Source organism: Thermoanaerobacterium sp. PSU-2, from assembly GCF_002102475.1.
Taxonomy (GTDB): Bacteria; Bacillota; Thermoanaerobacteria; order Thermoanaerobacterales; family Thermoanaerobacteraceae; genus Thermoanaerobacterium.
In genome coordinates, this window is the sequence record NZ_MSQD01000007.1 from 88,657 (window position 1) to 102,513 (window position 13,857).

Below are 13,857 nucleotides of genomic sequence, written 5' to 3' on the forward strand. Positions count from 1 at the left end.
TTAGATATAGACAATCTTATTTTTGTATGTTATAATTTTTGTAGTTTAATAAGACCCTTTAAAATTAGTCCAGTGAGGCTAAAAAGGAGGAACGATATTGCTGCATATCTATATGTTTGTCCTCCTTGAGAGGGTTTTTTTATGCCAAAAATTAAAGGAGGAATCGTCATGAAAAACAAATTTTACGGTATACAAGATGTACCGCCTATCAATGAAGCTGTTCCGCTGTCCTTTCAACATGTCTTTGCAATGTTTGGCGCAACAATACTGGTACCTCTTTTGACAGGATTAGACCCTGCCGTAACGTTGTTTACATCAGGTCTTGGTACATTAATATTTCACTTAATGACAAAAGGAAAAGTTCCTGCATATTTAGGTTCATCATTCGCATTTATCGCTCCTATAATAGCAGCGACAAAAGCTTACGGCGTAAGAGGCGCTTTCACCGGCATGATAGCCGCGGGGCTTGTGTACGTGGCAGTTTTCATAATAATAAGCTTAACCGGCATCGATTGGATTGAAAGGATTCTTCCCTCTATAGTAGTAGGTCCTGTTGTAATGATCATTGGCTTAAGCTTGGCACCTACAGCGATACAAGAAGCACAAAAGGACTTGCCTACGGCTTTAGTTACAGCCGCACTTGTAATAATATTCAGCATGTTTGGAAAAGGATTCATGAAAGTTATACCAATTTTATTAGGAACTATCGGTGGTTATATATTCGCCATATTCAGAGGTCTTGTAGATTTCTCTCCTGTCGCTAAAGCTTCGTGGATTGCTGTACCGAAATTTTCATTCCTTATCGGTCATTCACCAGTGCTTGCATGGGGTGCTGTGACACTTATTGCACCTTTAGCATTAGTTGCAATAATCGAAGATCTAGGTCATGTCCTTGTAATAGGAAATATAGTCGATAAGGATTTGATAAAAGATCCAGGTTTTCATAGAGTCATGCTTGGAAATGGCTTAGCAACGTCAATAGCTGCACTGTTTGGCGGTCCACCAAGCACGACGTATGGAGAAAATATCGGTGTTTTAGCCATGACAAAAGTATACAGCTCAAGAGTCATAGAAGGTGCTGCTGTCATAGCGATACTTTTAAGCTTTATTCAAAAGATAGGCGCACTTATACAGGTTATACCACAAGCAGTAATGGGTGGTGTCACCATAATCCTATTTGGAATGATTGCAGCCGCAGGTATAAGAACATTAGTAGAAAATAAGGTTGACTTTTCTGACAGCAGAAATTTGATAATAGCATCAGTAATCTTAACTCTCGGTGTCGGCGGCATCAAAATAGGATCAGGAAATTTCGTGTTTGAAGGCGTCGGTCCTGCAACACTAGCAGGTATAATCTTAAATTTAGTTCTTCCTAAAATCAAACTTACAAAACCAGAAGGCGAAAAATCGAAAGTAAAAAACGACAGCGTCATCACACAAGCGTAAAAAAAAAGACTGCTGCAAGACTACGCTAATATAGCTTGCAGCAGTCTTTTTTTTAAACTTTTTTGCTTGTAGTGCTAAGCCCCTTTAGATTTAATACGTAGTTCATCTCAAACACAGCAGCTTCAATTAATTTGTCTATTTCTTCATCCGTCAGCTTGTTTCCCACTATTTTCTTTATTAGGTTTACCGCTTCTGCTTTTTTATCAGCACCATTTCCCGCACCAAATTCCTGCTCTACTCCTCTTACAATCATTTTCGCTATCTCGAAATACCTTTTTGTCTTTTCAGTGCCTATCTTTGAATACAAATAATTTATGACATAGCCTAATGTAGCAAGTATCACCAATTGCAGCCCTGCTGTCAATATAGTCATGATTAGGTCTTTCATTTTCTTTAACCCCCTATAATTTTTAATAATGCACCTGCAATATCTTTCCACTTTACATAACTTTCAGGATCGTAATAATCAGAGATTATACCCATTTGATGAAGTTTTTCTATATCACTGGAACCATTTGTCTGCTTTAAACCTATAGTATTTAATATTCCATTTGAAATAGATATAGCGTACATGTTCTGCTTATTTAATAAAAGGTCTAAATCATCCTTATTTGTTATAAACCCTAATTCAACTAATATTGATGGCATATTTGTATGATGTAATACATAGAAGTTAGCTGTTTTTACACCTCTATCTGCTGTTTTTAAATTTGTCACAATAGCTTGCTGCACGCTTTTTGCCAATTTTGCTCCGGAAGTGCTTCCAGGATATGAATAAGTTTCTGTCCCCTTCGCAGAAGAATCTTTAAAGCTGTTACAGTGAATTGAAACAAAGTAATCTGCATTGTTTTTATTGGCAATATCGCACCTTTCGCTAAGCCCCAACGTTATATCTTTATCCCTTGTCAAAATTACATCTACATTGTTTGCTTCTAAAACGTCCCTCAATTTAAGAGATACGCTTAAGTTTATATCTTTTTCAAAATAGCCATATCCTATAGCACCACTGTCAGAACCGCCATGGCCAGGATCTACAACTATTAACAATTATTCATCACCTCCTATTGTATTTGCCTCTCCTTATAATATGTTTTTCTCAAAAAAAATTTATATAGAAAACATAAAAAAAACGGATGTATATTTTGTGTATACACCCGATAATAACTATTTTTTAAGCTACGATAATGAGTTTTTGGTAATTTTGTATTATGTTATATATTCTTTCTTCCTCTTTAATAATCCTATTGCTATCATAGTCATAGGCATAGCACGCACCATTTACGGCCTTTGTAGTCAGCATGCCACTTGCGCTTTTATTTCCTTTAAGATGCGGTGCGTCTAAAATTCCCAATTTTATCGCCAATGATAGTGTATGTGGATCTGACAGCGGATCACTGCATAGTGTATTAAGATCCTTTATGGCATTGATTATTACCATCGCATCATTTATTAGTTCCTCTTTCCTCTTTAAAACATCTAAATCTTGAGTAAAATCAAACATGCCAGATAAGGTATTTTTTATTACAGCTTTTACAATCTTCACACTTTCTATTATATCATCTGGCGTAGCAGCATGATGTGCTTCACAAAAACCTACAACATGATATATGTGAGGCTTTATCGCCATGGAAAGATATGCGCTGGAAGCAAGCTGCCCTTTTGCCTCAAAAAGATCCTGCGGCATGCTTGCAAGCCCTGCCCTCGCCTGTCTAAATACCCTAAAGTTATCATCCTGAAGGCTTTCAACAAGTTCTATAGATGCCAGCATTTTAGCAAGGTCCATTTTAGGAGATGTAGCCGGCGGAACGTTAAACATAAACTGTGCTATATATGTCTTTACACCCATTCTCTTAGCATTGTACGCTGCAAGATAGCTTGCCGCCACATAAATGGCATCATGTGCATCTCTAAGCCCCCAGTGATGTGCTTCATTTACCTCAACGGGTATGTTTCTGTCGCCGTGCCACTTCATCAGCATCTGGTTCTCTCTAATGGATTCTTCTACTTCTCTTGGTCCCCTGCCATCTAGTACATTGTACCAGCAAAGGGGTATAGCTGCCCAGGCATTGTTTATCGTGTCTTTTAACACTTTTGCCATTTTAAAGACATCATTCGTTCCACTGTAACATCTAAGCAGCGGATAATTTCCACGCCTTGACTCATCGTAAAGTCTTTTGAATTCTTCTTCAGTCCTTATAGGCACACCACCTGCCCCATCAAGCGATGCTTTATACTTTTTATCAAAAAAGTGCTCTTGCGTATTTTGATCAGGGGCTATAGATATCACATCGAGAATTTTTTCTTCCGCAATCCTCCTTACACCTTTAAGCGTATCATCATACGAAGGCAACCCAAAGTGATGCCTTATTATAGGATAAGGATAGCTTTTCTCAATCCTTTCAACCACATCTTTACCATATTCTATTTCGCTATGTGAAGCTTTCTCTCCTCTTAGGTATGAAATTGTGTACTCATCACCAAAAGTTCCATCAAAAATTTCCTCAAATATTCCTGACTCTTTTGCAACTAAGCAATTGGGCTCTGTGCCTCCAAATATCCATCTAATATTGTTCAAACCATATTTTCGTATTTTATCTTTAAGCTCATTCAATATGATTTTCAGTGTTTCTGGAGTCAGTCTATAACTTACACCTACTATATCAGGTTTCTTTAAAGTCACTGTATCTACCAACTTATCAATAGATGTAGCAGGACCTAAAAAATCCACTTTATACCCTTCCTGCTCTGCCATATTTAAAAATCTATATACTCCCGCAACATGGACGTCATTTTCTATAGAAGCTGCAATAATATATTTTTTCATGCGACAGTGATCTCCTCCTTTAACCCCTCTATCATTTCCTTTATTTCTTCTACGCTTTTCCCTTCCAATCCCAGTTTCCCTACTGTGCGCCCGATTTTCCAATAGTTCACCTCATGCATACACGATGCCAAATGAATTATGGAATCTATAGTATAAGTAGGAATGCCTAATTGTTTGCCAATCGATGAAATAGGCACCAAGCTCATTGGCACATCTTCAAAAATGTACCTACTATTAAGATTTTTTGGCGCAAGCAAGCCTCTATAAGCATCTGTCTTTTGAATCGCATCATACAGATTGTCTGCAATAACGCCGTATGCATCTTTAAGCCAATCAAGCGCTGTAACAGCATTGACACCTAAAGCGTGGGCAACTGCTATTCTCTCTCTGTCCATTCTTTCCAATATTTTAGCAACTGATGGCGATATCCCTTCCAAATAATATTGAAAATCACCTTCTGTAGTCTCTATTCTTGCAGAGTTCAAAAGTGTAGGCGCTGGATGAAAGATAGAGCCTATATTATTCAAGCTGGTCTCTAAAACATTTTCAGCAGGTACTATCTGCGAATAAGCCAATCTCAATAAATCAACAACATAATCAGCCTTCCAAGCCGGTATAGATGCCAGTGAAACCACATCTTTTATCCTGAAAATTTTTGAAATGCCATTATTCGATCTGCAAGCATATATAAACGTATCAGTCTCTGCTACTACCACATTTATATCGTCTCTAATTTTAACAATGTTATAAAACTCTATAGCGCCAAAAGTTCTTCCCGGATTCAAAACTATTATCTGATCATTTCTTAAGTGTGGTAACATTTCATAAGCTATGTCACTGTGTCCAGACGCAGGAACAGTCACCATGATTATGTCTGCATCTTTTATAGCATCTTCCATATCGTCAGTGACCATATTAAGCTTTGCAAATCCATCTACAACGCCTTCAAGATGAATACCACCATTATTTAAGATAGAAGCTAATTTTTCACGAGATCTGTTATACAAATTGACTGTAAAACCCTTTAGCGAAAGATGTGCTGCCATCGCCTGCCCACCATTGCCAGCACCAATGACAGAAAAAATAGGTAATCTCATTTAAAAACCTCCTTCTATTTTAGGGTATTAAAAAAGCCATAGAGAAAATCTATAGCTGAAACCCGGCAACTAATAGAAGGTAGTTGTACCAAATATATTCATGCTACTTCCTCCTCTTTCAACGCTTACGAGGTTAGCTGACGGGTTAGGGTCGAAAGATAACCCCTCCATACAAATGGATTCACCCCAAAATTGGTTTCCCCGCTTCATACGAATTCAGCGTTATAGCATATTATTAAATTAATTAAATTATACCATAGCAAAATTCCATTTGCAAATATATTAAAAAAATGTAAATTTTGTAACAAAACTGTGTCTAAATTTATAAACACTCTGGTTGCAGTGGGCGGTTATTTTTCTGTTAAAACTAAGAATTGCTATGAGTGAAATATATGATCTGCTTCTTAACCAATAACTTTCCAAATAAAATTCTCTTTTTACATCTATTTGCGATACCATCTCAAATAACATTAAAATAATCGAATCATTATGTTTACCAGAAGATCTATCAGAAGAAATTTTGAAGTAGAATGAAATACATCTTTCATGCTTTTAGAGTTCAGTCTAACAGTATGCTTAAAAAATATTTTTTATCTTCTCTGATATTTGTTTGATAACAGCAATTGATAGAAGCAAATTATTGCCTCTATAAAAATAAAAGCACTCCTGCAAAATAAGCAGAGGTGCGCTATAAATTCAGATTTTTTTCTTGAGCAAATCGAAAATAAAAAATCCACACTGCTTTCATAATCCTATAAATTCCTTGCTAATTCTTCTAAAAGTTGAGAAGTGGCGCTTAATTCTTCTATGGATGAACTAATTTCTTCAAAAGCAGTAGCTTGTGTCTCAAAAAATGAACTTGATGCATTTATTTTGTCAGAAATACTTTTAATAGATTCCTGTATTTTTTCCAATATTGAGTCTATTCTACTTATTGATTCACTGCTGCTATTAGATAGCTTTCGTATCTCTTCAGCAACTACAGTAAAGCCCTTACCTTTTTCACCAGCTCTTGCGGCCTCAATGGCTGCGTTCAATCCCAATAAATTAGTTTGTTTAGAAATATTCTGAACAAATTTTAAAATATCATCAGTGCCCTTTGTATTTTCAATAGCTTTATTTACTTCTTCCAATATCTTAGTATTAGAATTAACCACAATTTCGACTCCAGAGGAAACCTCTTGAATGGCCGAAGATATTTGCTCAAGCGATGATGCAAGATTTTCGGATAGTGATAATACTTTGTGTCTTTTTTCTAAACTTTTCCCCATAAGTAAAACCCCAATTACAGTATCATCGTAGTCTTTTATAGGGATAGCATATGACTTAAACGGCACTCCATACACTTCTTTCGGTACATCTTTTATAATGTAGTTTCCAGTTCTAATGGCTTCAAAAGCTGCACCACCTTCTGGAATTGCATCACCTACTTTTGCATTAATAGGAAGCTCATCACAATTTTTTATCTCCAAATATTTTTCTCTATCTACAATGGCAAAAGATACACTGTCCTCAAAAAGTAATGGTAAAAAAGTTGTTAACTTATTAAAAAACTCAAGCATTTCATCTTTAGATACAGTTATCAATTTTAGTCCTCCTTAATTCGTTAATTTTTTAACTTCTCATAAAGCGCTATAATAAATTATATAGAATTAACGACTTTTGTCAAATTTAGCTAATATTTTTCGATCCCTCATAGGTAAGCTAAAAACATTTATTCACATCTTTTGTAAAATTGTAAAATTACTTTCTTTTTATGTAAATTAGGCCAATATCAATCAATCATTCTTGATAATTTTAAACATCCCACCTTCCTATAAACCTTAAAAGTAATTTCTAAAATGTCTCGATATCCTGTGCTTTTTGCCTTATCCAATGCAAACGACAAATTTAACTTTATATAAATATATTCTGCATAATTCCTCTAATTCCTTCTTTGTAAATTAAATAAAAAAACAATTGATTACTATTAGTCACTTTCATCATCAAATATGTCAAAATTTTATTGTAATCTACACCGAATAATATGGCATAAAGGTATTGACTAATAGTCTTTTATGTAATATAATTAATGATGTCGCTGGTTGATGTGATTGCCGGAGTGGCGGAACTGGCAGACGCACAGGACTTAAAATCCTGCGGGCCTTTAAAGCCCGTACCGGTTCGATTCCGGTCTCCGGCACCAATTGAATAGTACATCGCGGGGTGGAGCAGTTGGCAGCTCGTCGGGCTCATAACCCGGAGGTCGCAGGTTCAAGTCCTGCCCCCGCAACCAAACATGGCGGCGTAGCTCAGTTGGCTAGAGCATGCGGTTCATACCCGCAGTGTCGGTGGTTCGACTCCACTCGCCGCTACTTCCAAAGAACGGAAATCATCACCTATCCCGAAATAGAATTCACATTTTATTTCAGTTGGATAAACGGTGATTTTTTTATATATTTTTTCAGCACTTCCTTTATTTTTTTGGATCGCTTAAAGAATTAATTACCTCTCTATCTGCATTGAATATTTTCATGATTATTTCAGGAGTAATAAAACTTGTTTCTTTCTTCCTTTCTATTTCGGAAAGACTATAGAGAATTTCGTTTTTCTTTTCTTCAAGCTCTCTCATTTTTTCTTTCATGATTGGTTGGTACATGCCTTCGGCAATAGCATCAACAATGTTTTTTATTTGTGACTCTATTTTATTATAATTCTTCTTTAATGCTGTTATTTTTTCAAGTTTTTCTTTATTAAGCTTTTGATTTTCTTCGTTTAAAAGTTTTGCTAATATTGGTGCTACTTCTGGATCAAATATCTTCTTATTTAATTCTTCTACAATAAAAACTTCTAATCTGTCTTTGTTTATATCTTTATTTGTACATTGCTTTGTTCTATCTTTTTTATTACACCTATATATAACATATTTTCCACGGCTTAAGCATCCAACCATTTTAGAACCGCATATACCGCTTGGCAAAACGGTCCAACTTATGTACTATCACCGCTTCAAATATACCTATTTCACTGTCTTTAATCATTTGAAGAAATTGTGGTCTATCGTCGGTTGTTGCTGATTTAGCTTCATCAGCATAGATCTTTACAATTTCAATATTATTTTTTTCTGCATATTCTTTAATTGCTCTTAATTGAGCATCGATACTTTCTTCTCTTTGATTATCTGAACTAAATCTGCAATATGCCGCTGCTTTCATTGAAAACCTCCTTTCAAAAAGTATTTTAGTTGTAAATCACATTATATAATAATTTTATAAAATTAGCTATAGATAAAAGACATCACAATAGTGTAACATAGCAAAAATGCAAAAGTATTCAGCAAAGCATTAGGACATAATACAAAAAAAGGTATCGATTCTTTATCGATACCATGAAATTTTCGAAAACCAATTTATCCTAATTCATCAATTTTTTTATCTCATCTTTTGATAATTCTGTAATTTCTGCTATTCTGTCGATGTCCATACCTTCTTTTAACAACTTCTTTGCTATTTTTATGCTTCTTTCTTTTTCGCCTTTTTCAATTCCTTTTTCTATGCCTTTTTCTATTATCATTTTGTACGTTTCAGACTCTTCAATCCTAAACATCCTTATCACCTCCGAAAAAACTTTCTCGATAACTTCTCTTTTATAAACTATACCTGATAATATCTCTGCCTTAAACGTTATGTCTTTCTTTTTGTTTATGTCTAATGGAATGTCTTTTATAGCCTCAACACATCTTTCCAGATATTTTTCTCCTTCTTCTTTCCTTCTATTTTGATCCATCAATGGTAGAAGCGAATACAAATCATAATAGTCTGTTCCTACAACATCAGTATATTTTATGTCATTATCTCCAAGTAATATCATAACATCCTACAAGGCATTTTTTATCATATGATCGAATCTCTATATTGCAAAAAAATACAACTTTCACCACCAACACCTATTAACACCATTCATATATAATTTTTATTTTTCTTAGCGTCAAATGTACAATTATCAATACTCTAAAATCATATCTCTTTTAGTATTATTTGCTGTAACGAAATAAATGTTGGCCACACCGTTCCTGGAGGTAATGTATATTGTACTAAATTAGGTCCTATATTTTTTACATTGACTACATATTTTTTTAGGTCCACTAATAATACAGGATTATGTAATTTATCATCATATAATTTTTTACACTTTATCCCTTTGCTTTTATAATGTTTAATTAATGCATCAAGTAGATCGTCCATATTATAATATACATCATCTAGTTCCAATATAATTTTGTTTTTATTAAGCATTTTATTACTCACTCCTTTCAAATAATTATAAACTTGTGTATATCTTAGAAGCCAATTTTAGCTATTTTTAGGATATGCTTTTTTTCTTTTCATTCTAAAAAATCTTCGTAAAAATAGTAGTTAACTAAATCATATTCTCATATATACGCTTTCTGTTTTAAAAGAACTAACCTAAGTTCTTTAATATCAACATCACACACTTTCTTCCCATTTTTAACAGCCACATACGCTGCAGTTCCAGCAGCTTGACCAGTTGCCATAGCAATTGGAGAAACTCTTATTGCTGCATTTGCCTCATGTGTTGATGATATGCATCTACCTGATACTAAAAGATTATTTACCTTTTTACTGTAAAGACTTCTAAATGGTATTTCATACGTATTATCTTTTTCCAAACTCATATATGTCGTTTTGTCACCATCCGGTGAATGTATATCAATGGGATATCCACCAATTGCTATACAATCATCAAAATGTTTGCTAGTTATTAGATCTTCTGCTGTTAGTACATATTCACCAATAATTTTTCTCGTTTCTCTAACTCCAATTTGTGGTCCAGTCGAAATAAGATATGCTTTTTGAAATCCAGGTATATGCTTTTTCATGAAATTATAAACTTCAAAAGCCTGCTCTCGTCCATACATCTCACCCTTTGTAAGATCGTTTATATCTGCACCATTTAGCTTTTGTACCCTTGTCATATTAACTATAACCTCACCTGGTATATCAGTTTCAAAAAATAAAACCATATCTCTTTCAAAGTTTATTTCCCCATTAATACGAGCTTCTCTTAATATTGAATAAAATCCGTTCACCATAAGTCTTTTAGATGTTTTTATCTTTTCTATATCTACCATTGTAAATTCTTTTGGATTTTCTTCCATGTATTTTTTAACATCTGCAATATTCACATTACCTATTCTTACATTCATAGTCATAGGTTGCGTTAAATTGTCCCCTGGTCTACCAAGTATATAATCTATTCCGCACTTTACTGCAAGATCCGCATCTCCTGTTGCATCAATAAATACATTGGCTTCCACCTTTTCAATACCAGATTTATTTGCAATATGAATTGCTTTTATATAAGCTCCGTCTAACTCAACATTTGTTAAAAAGCTATGATATAAAATTTCAGCACCACTTTCAATAACCATCTTTTGAAGTACATATTTCATTATTTCTGCATTAAATGGTGTCACAGTACTTACAAATCCAGTTGTATCAAGTACATGTCCTGGACTTCCACCATACTTTATGAGATTGTCTACAACTTCCTGTGGTATGCCATTAATAACCTGTTTTGTGCCGGCGTGGAATGTCATCATTGGTCCAACTCCCATATTTGTCAGAGCCCCACCAAGAAAACCATACTGCTCAATTAATAATGTTTTAATACCATTCCTTGCAGTAGCAATTGCAGCAATCGTTCCAGACACTCCTCCGCCTATCACAACAACATCATATTTTCTCATAATATTCACCTACCATATATCGTAAAACTCTTTTACAAAAGCATGTGCCGCAATTTCATTCAATGAATTTAACTGTTTCTTTACATTAATAAATCCGAATTTAAGATTGACTTTCTCAATGTTAGACGTAAGCCCTATATAATAATACTCAAGATAATGGTAATATTCATGGCATAGAAATAAATTGATAAGTCTGTCTCCTGCTTTCCAAAAAGAATACTTTTCTGGAATTGACGGAATAAATTCTTTTTCTATATTTTTCATATATATAGTTATCTTCTTTTCATTGACAATAATCTGGCTAAATATCATATAGCCGGGTGTGTAGTGTACATTGTTAATTTCGAAATTTATTCCTTCTTTTTTTAATAATGCATTTATATCTTGATTCTTGTACTTTTTAGCTTCACTAGCACCTCGATTCCATGCAATATTAGTTATGTCAGACAAATCAATGTTTTTTATTCTGTCATAATATAAATTATTTTTAAGTTCTTGATTTATTAATTCCTCTTTATTTAAAAATATGGATGGTATCATTTTTTCACCTTTTACAAATAATAATTGCTATTTCTTCATCTTCTCTGTGACCGTTTAACTCAATTTTTGCCAATGACATTATCTGATTTTTATCTACCATTCCTGATAGATCAACTAATCTATTTGATAATACTATAAAACAGTCTGGTATTTCTGCTCCTCCATCACCGTAAAATATATTTTCATCAAGAACCTTGTTTAAATTTTCATCAAATTGTGAAATAGTTGTTCTGAATATTTTACCATTATTTTTGCTAAGTTTTATTACTCCTTCTGAATCTACCACTCTTATAAATTCAATTGTTTTTGTAATAAGACCAAATAAGCTTTTTTGCTTTTTTAAACCCATTATTACATACATTTCTCCTACTTTTAACATTATCTTTGTGTCTTTCTCATTAATATTCATTGAATCTGCGGCTATTTTGATTATTTCCTTTTCATTTAGTTCTTTCTTCATCATGTCCTTTGATCTTAGTTCTGTAGCACCCGTTGCTATCGCTCTTAATATATTTCTTTGTGAATCTACTTCGATAAATACTTCTACGGTGTTTTCTAAGGCACCGGCTTTTATAACTGCTTCTTTTGCTTCACTTCTTATAGATATTATGTCATTTTCAGTTGGATTTTGAACTGTCCTTTCAATTACTTCTCTTACCATTGCAAGTGCCACACCTATTGTTGATATTACTTGCGCATTTTTGGCAATCCTGTATTTCATATTCATCATTTCAGCAAGATATAGTACAATTGTTGCACTTCCTCCACCACCACCAACCAGAACTGTTGTACTCTTATCGAGTTTATAATCTTCAATAAGTTTTTCAACTACCTCCAAATCTTTCTTGCATGCTTTTTTTAAAATTTCATTTGCAACTTCTTCTACTGTAATTCCAAGTTTATGTGCAATTGGCTCGAATGCTTTTCTGGCCGATTTACTATTTCCATATGCATAATCATTTTGATTTACATATCCTAATATATTTGCCGCACATGAAACTGTAACTGCAAACATTTTTCCATTTTTACTTTTAATGGCTACATAATTATCTGGATCACTCTCTTTAGGTTTAATATAGACTATTTCCGGTTCTATTATTTCATCAGGATCGGCATACACTGAATACGGAAGACCAGCTATATGTGCACTTCTTGGTCCTACATCCTCTATACCTTTTTCTCCTAATCTTACCATGCTTCCACCAGCTATTCCGACAGTCCTTACATCAAGTGAATTAAGATATGTCTTATGACCACCTATCTCTGCATAATTCACCATTACCTTTCCATTCCTAATAACTGATATATCTGTAGATGTCCCTCCTACTTCAAGAAATATGCCATCGGAAATTTTTTCATACATCAAAGCACCAGCAACACCTGCTGCTGGACCAGACAGCATTGTCAATATAGGCCTTTTTCTCACTTCAGCCACATCCATAACGCCACCATCACAGCGCATAATCATCAAAGGAGCTTTTATTCCAGATTTCTTGACACTTTCTTCAGTCATATTGGCAGTGTCAATCATTTTAGGCAAGATAGATCCATTTATTGCTGCCGTTCTGGTTCTAATTTTTAATCCATATAGCTTTGTAATTTCATGTGTTGCTGTAGCTGGTAACCCTTGGTTTTCTGATATTTCCATTACCTTATTTTCACGTTCAGGATTGTCCACCGAAAATGCCTCTGCTGCTACAATTGCTCCAACATTCTCATGCTTCAACTCTAATATGGAATTTTCTATACTTCTATCAAAATCATCATTTATCTCAATATATTTATTAAATGTCCTCAAAAATTTACCTGGCGCAAGTTCTATATCACCAATATTCGTATCACTTTTTGATTTTATTCCCTCTAGACCTTTGCCAATAGTAACTATTCCAACAGGAACAACATCTCCTTCAAGTAGTGCATTTGTGGCTTGTGTTGTTCCATGAGCAATAAAAAGCACATCTTCCGGTTTAATATTATTATCATTCATTAATTTTTTTAATACCTCTATTATACCTTTTGCAACACCTTCCTTAGCTGCATGGGTCGTTGGGAGTTTTACAGTCCCTATGATTTCGTAAGTATCATTATTTATTGCAACTGCATCTGTAAATGTTCCTCCAACATCTATACCAATTCTTACTTTCAAAGATATCTCCTCCTAAATTTATTGCATAGGGTTAAGCTTTTAGCTTAACCCTATA

At 34.1% G+C, this 13,857-nt stretch carries 10 protein-coding genes, 3 tRNA genes, 2 pseudogenes and 1 riboswitch; of the genes and pseudogenes, 4 read left to right on the forward strand and 11 right to left on the reverse strand.

Annotated features, from left to right (window positions below; all coding sequences use genetic code 11):
• Window positions 1–168: 168 nt before the first annotated feature.
• On the forward strand, window positions 169–1,446 hold the full coding sequence (locus tag BVF91_RS07285; RefSeq protein WP_085112785.1) for a uracil-xanthine permease family protein: 1,278 nt from the start codon (window positions 169–171) through the stop codon (window positions 1,444–1,446).
• A gap of 52 nt (window positions 1,447–1,498) precedes the next feature.
• Here the strand turns inward: BVF91_RS07285 and BVF91_RS07290 are convergent, their stop codons facing one another.
• The 5 genes from BVF91_RS07290 to BVF91_RS13570 all read right to left on the reverse strand — a co-directional run bounded on the left by BVF91_RS07290 (window position 1,499) and on the right by BVF91_RS13570 (window position 6,929).
• Entirely contained in the window at window positions 1,499–1,834 is a 336-nt protein-coding gene (locus BVF91_RS07290; RefSeq protein WP_045408839.1) for a phage holin, read from the reverse strand.
• Between the two features lie 5 nt (window positions 1,835–1,839).
• Window positions 1,840–2,493: an N-acetylmuramoyl-L-alanine amidase family protein gene (locus tag BVF91_RS07295; RefSeq protein ID WP_085112786.1), complete on the reverse strand. Its 654-nt coding sequence runs from the start codon at window positions 2,491–2,493 to the stop codon at window positions 1,840–1,842.
• 124 nt (window positions 2,494–2,617) lie between these two features.
• A complete protein-coding gene (locus BVF91_RS07300) occupies window positions 2,618–4,270 on the reverse strand; it encodes a cobalamin B12-binding domain-containing protein (RefSeq protein WP_085112787.1) in 1,653 nt (550 codons plus the stop codon).
• Complete coding sequence (locus tag BVF91_RS07305; protein ID WP_085112788.1) at window positions 4,267–5,367, reverse strand: NAD/NADP-dependent octopine/nopaline dehydrogenase family protein; 1,101 nt, start codon at window positions 5,365–5,367, stop codon at window positions 4,267–4,269. The genes BVF91_RS07300 and BVF91_RS07305 overlap by 4 nt, the downstream gene beginning before the upstream one ends.
• Before the next feature lie 108 nt (window positions 5,368–5,475).
• Window positions 5,476–5,599: riboswitch (cyclic di-AMP (ydaO/yuaA leader) on the reverse strand.
• 520 nt (window positions 5,600–6,119) lie between these two features.
• Entirely contained in the window at window positions 6,120–6,929 is an 810-nt protein-coding gene (locus tag BVF91_RS13570) for a methyl-accepting chemotaxis protein (protein WP_502688655.1), read from the reverse strand.
• Between the two features lie 533 nt (window positions 6,930–7,462).
• Here BVF91_RS13570 and BVF91_RS07315 point away from each other — a divergent pair.
• From BVF91_RS07315 to BVF91_RS07325, 3 genes are all read left to right on the forward strand, one after another.
• Window positions 7,463–7,552: transfer RNA gene (locus BVF91_RS07315), tRNA-Leu, on the forward strand.
• Between the two features lie 14 nt (window positions 7,553–7,566).
• Window positions 7,567–7,642 (forward strand) — tRNA-Met (locus BVF91_RS07320).
• 5 nt (window positions 7,643–7,647) lie between these two features.
• Window positions 7,648–7,721: transfer RNA gene (locus BVF91_RS07325), tRNA-Met, on the forward strand.
• On the opposite strand, the pseudogene BVF91_RS13655 reads toward BVF91_RS07325, so the two are convergent.
• The 6 genes and pseudogenes from BVF91_RS13655 to BVF91_RS07355 form a co-directional block, all read right to left on the reverse strand.
• Window positions 7,681–8,561: pseudogene (locus tag BVF91_RS13655) on the reverse strand (recombinase family protein). The gene BVF91_RS07325 and the pseudogene BVF91_RS13655 sit on opposite strands and share 41 nt — an antisense overlap.
• Window positions 8,562–8,760: 199 nt before the next feature.
• A pseudogene (locus BVF91_RS07335) lies at window positions 8,761–9,198 on the reverse strand (Rpn/YhgA-type helix-turn-helix domain-containing protein); the annotation flags it as partial.
• Window positions 9,199–9,362: 164 nt separating this feature from the next.
• Entirely contained in the window at window positions 9,363–9,641 is a 279-nt protein-coding gene (locus BVF91_RS07340) for a hypothetical protein (RefSeq protein WP_085112790.1), read from the reverse strand.
• A 137-nt stretch (window positions 9,642–9,778) separates the two neighbouring features.
• A complete protein-coding gene (locus BVF91_RS07345; protein WP_085112791.1) occupies window positions 9,779–11,116 on the reverse strand; it encodes an FAD-dependent oxidoreductase in 1,338 nt (445 codons plus the stop codon).
• A 9-nt stretch (window positions 11,117–11,125) separates the two neighbouring features.
• Complete coding sequence (locus tag BVF91_RS07350) at window positions 11,126–11,656, reverse strand: hypothetical protein (protein WP_085112792.1); 531 nt, start codon at window positions 11,654–11,656, stop codon at window positions 11,126–11,128.
• Between the two features lie 4 nt (window positions 11,657–11,660).
• Window positions 11,661–13,802 carry a hydantoinase/oxoprolinase family protein gene (locus tag BVF91_RS07355; protein ID WP_085112793.1) on the reverse strand — a complete coding sequence of 714 codons (2,142 nt, stop codon included), beginning with the start codon at window positions 13,800–13,802 and terminating at the stop codon, window positions 11,661–11,663.
• Between the last annotated feature and the right edge of the window lie 55 nt (window positions 13,803–13,857).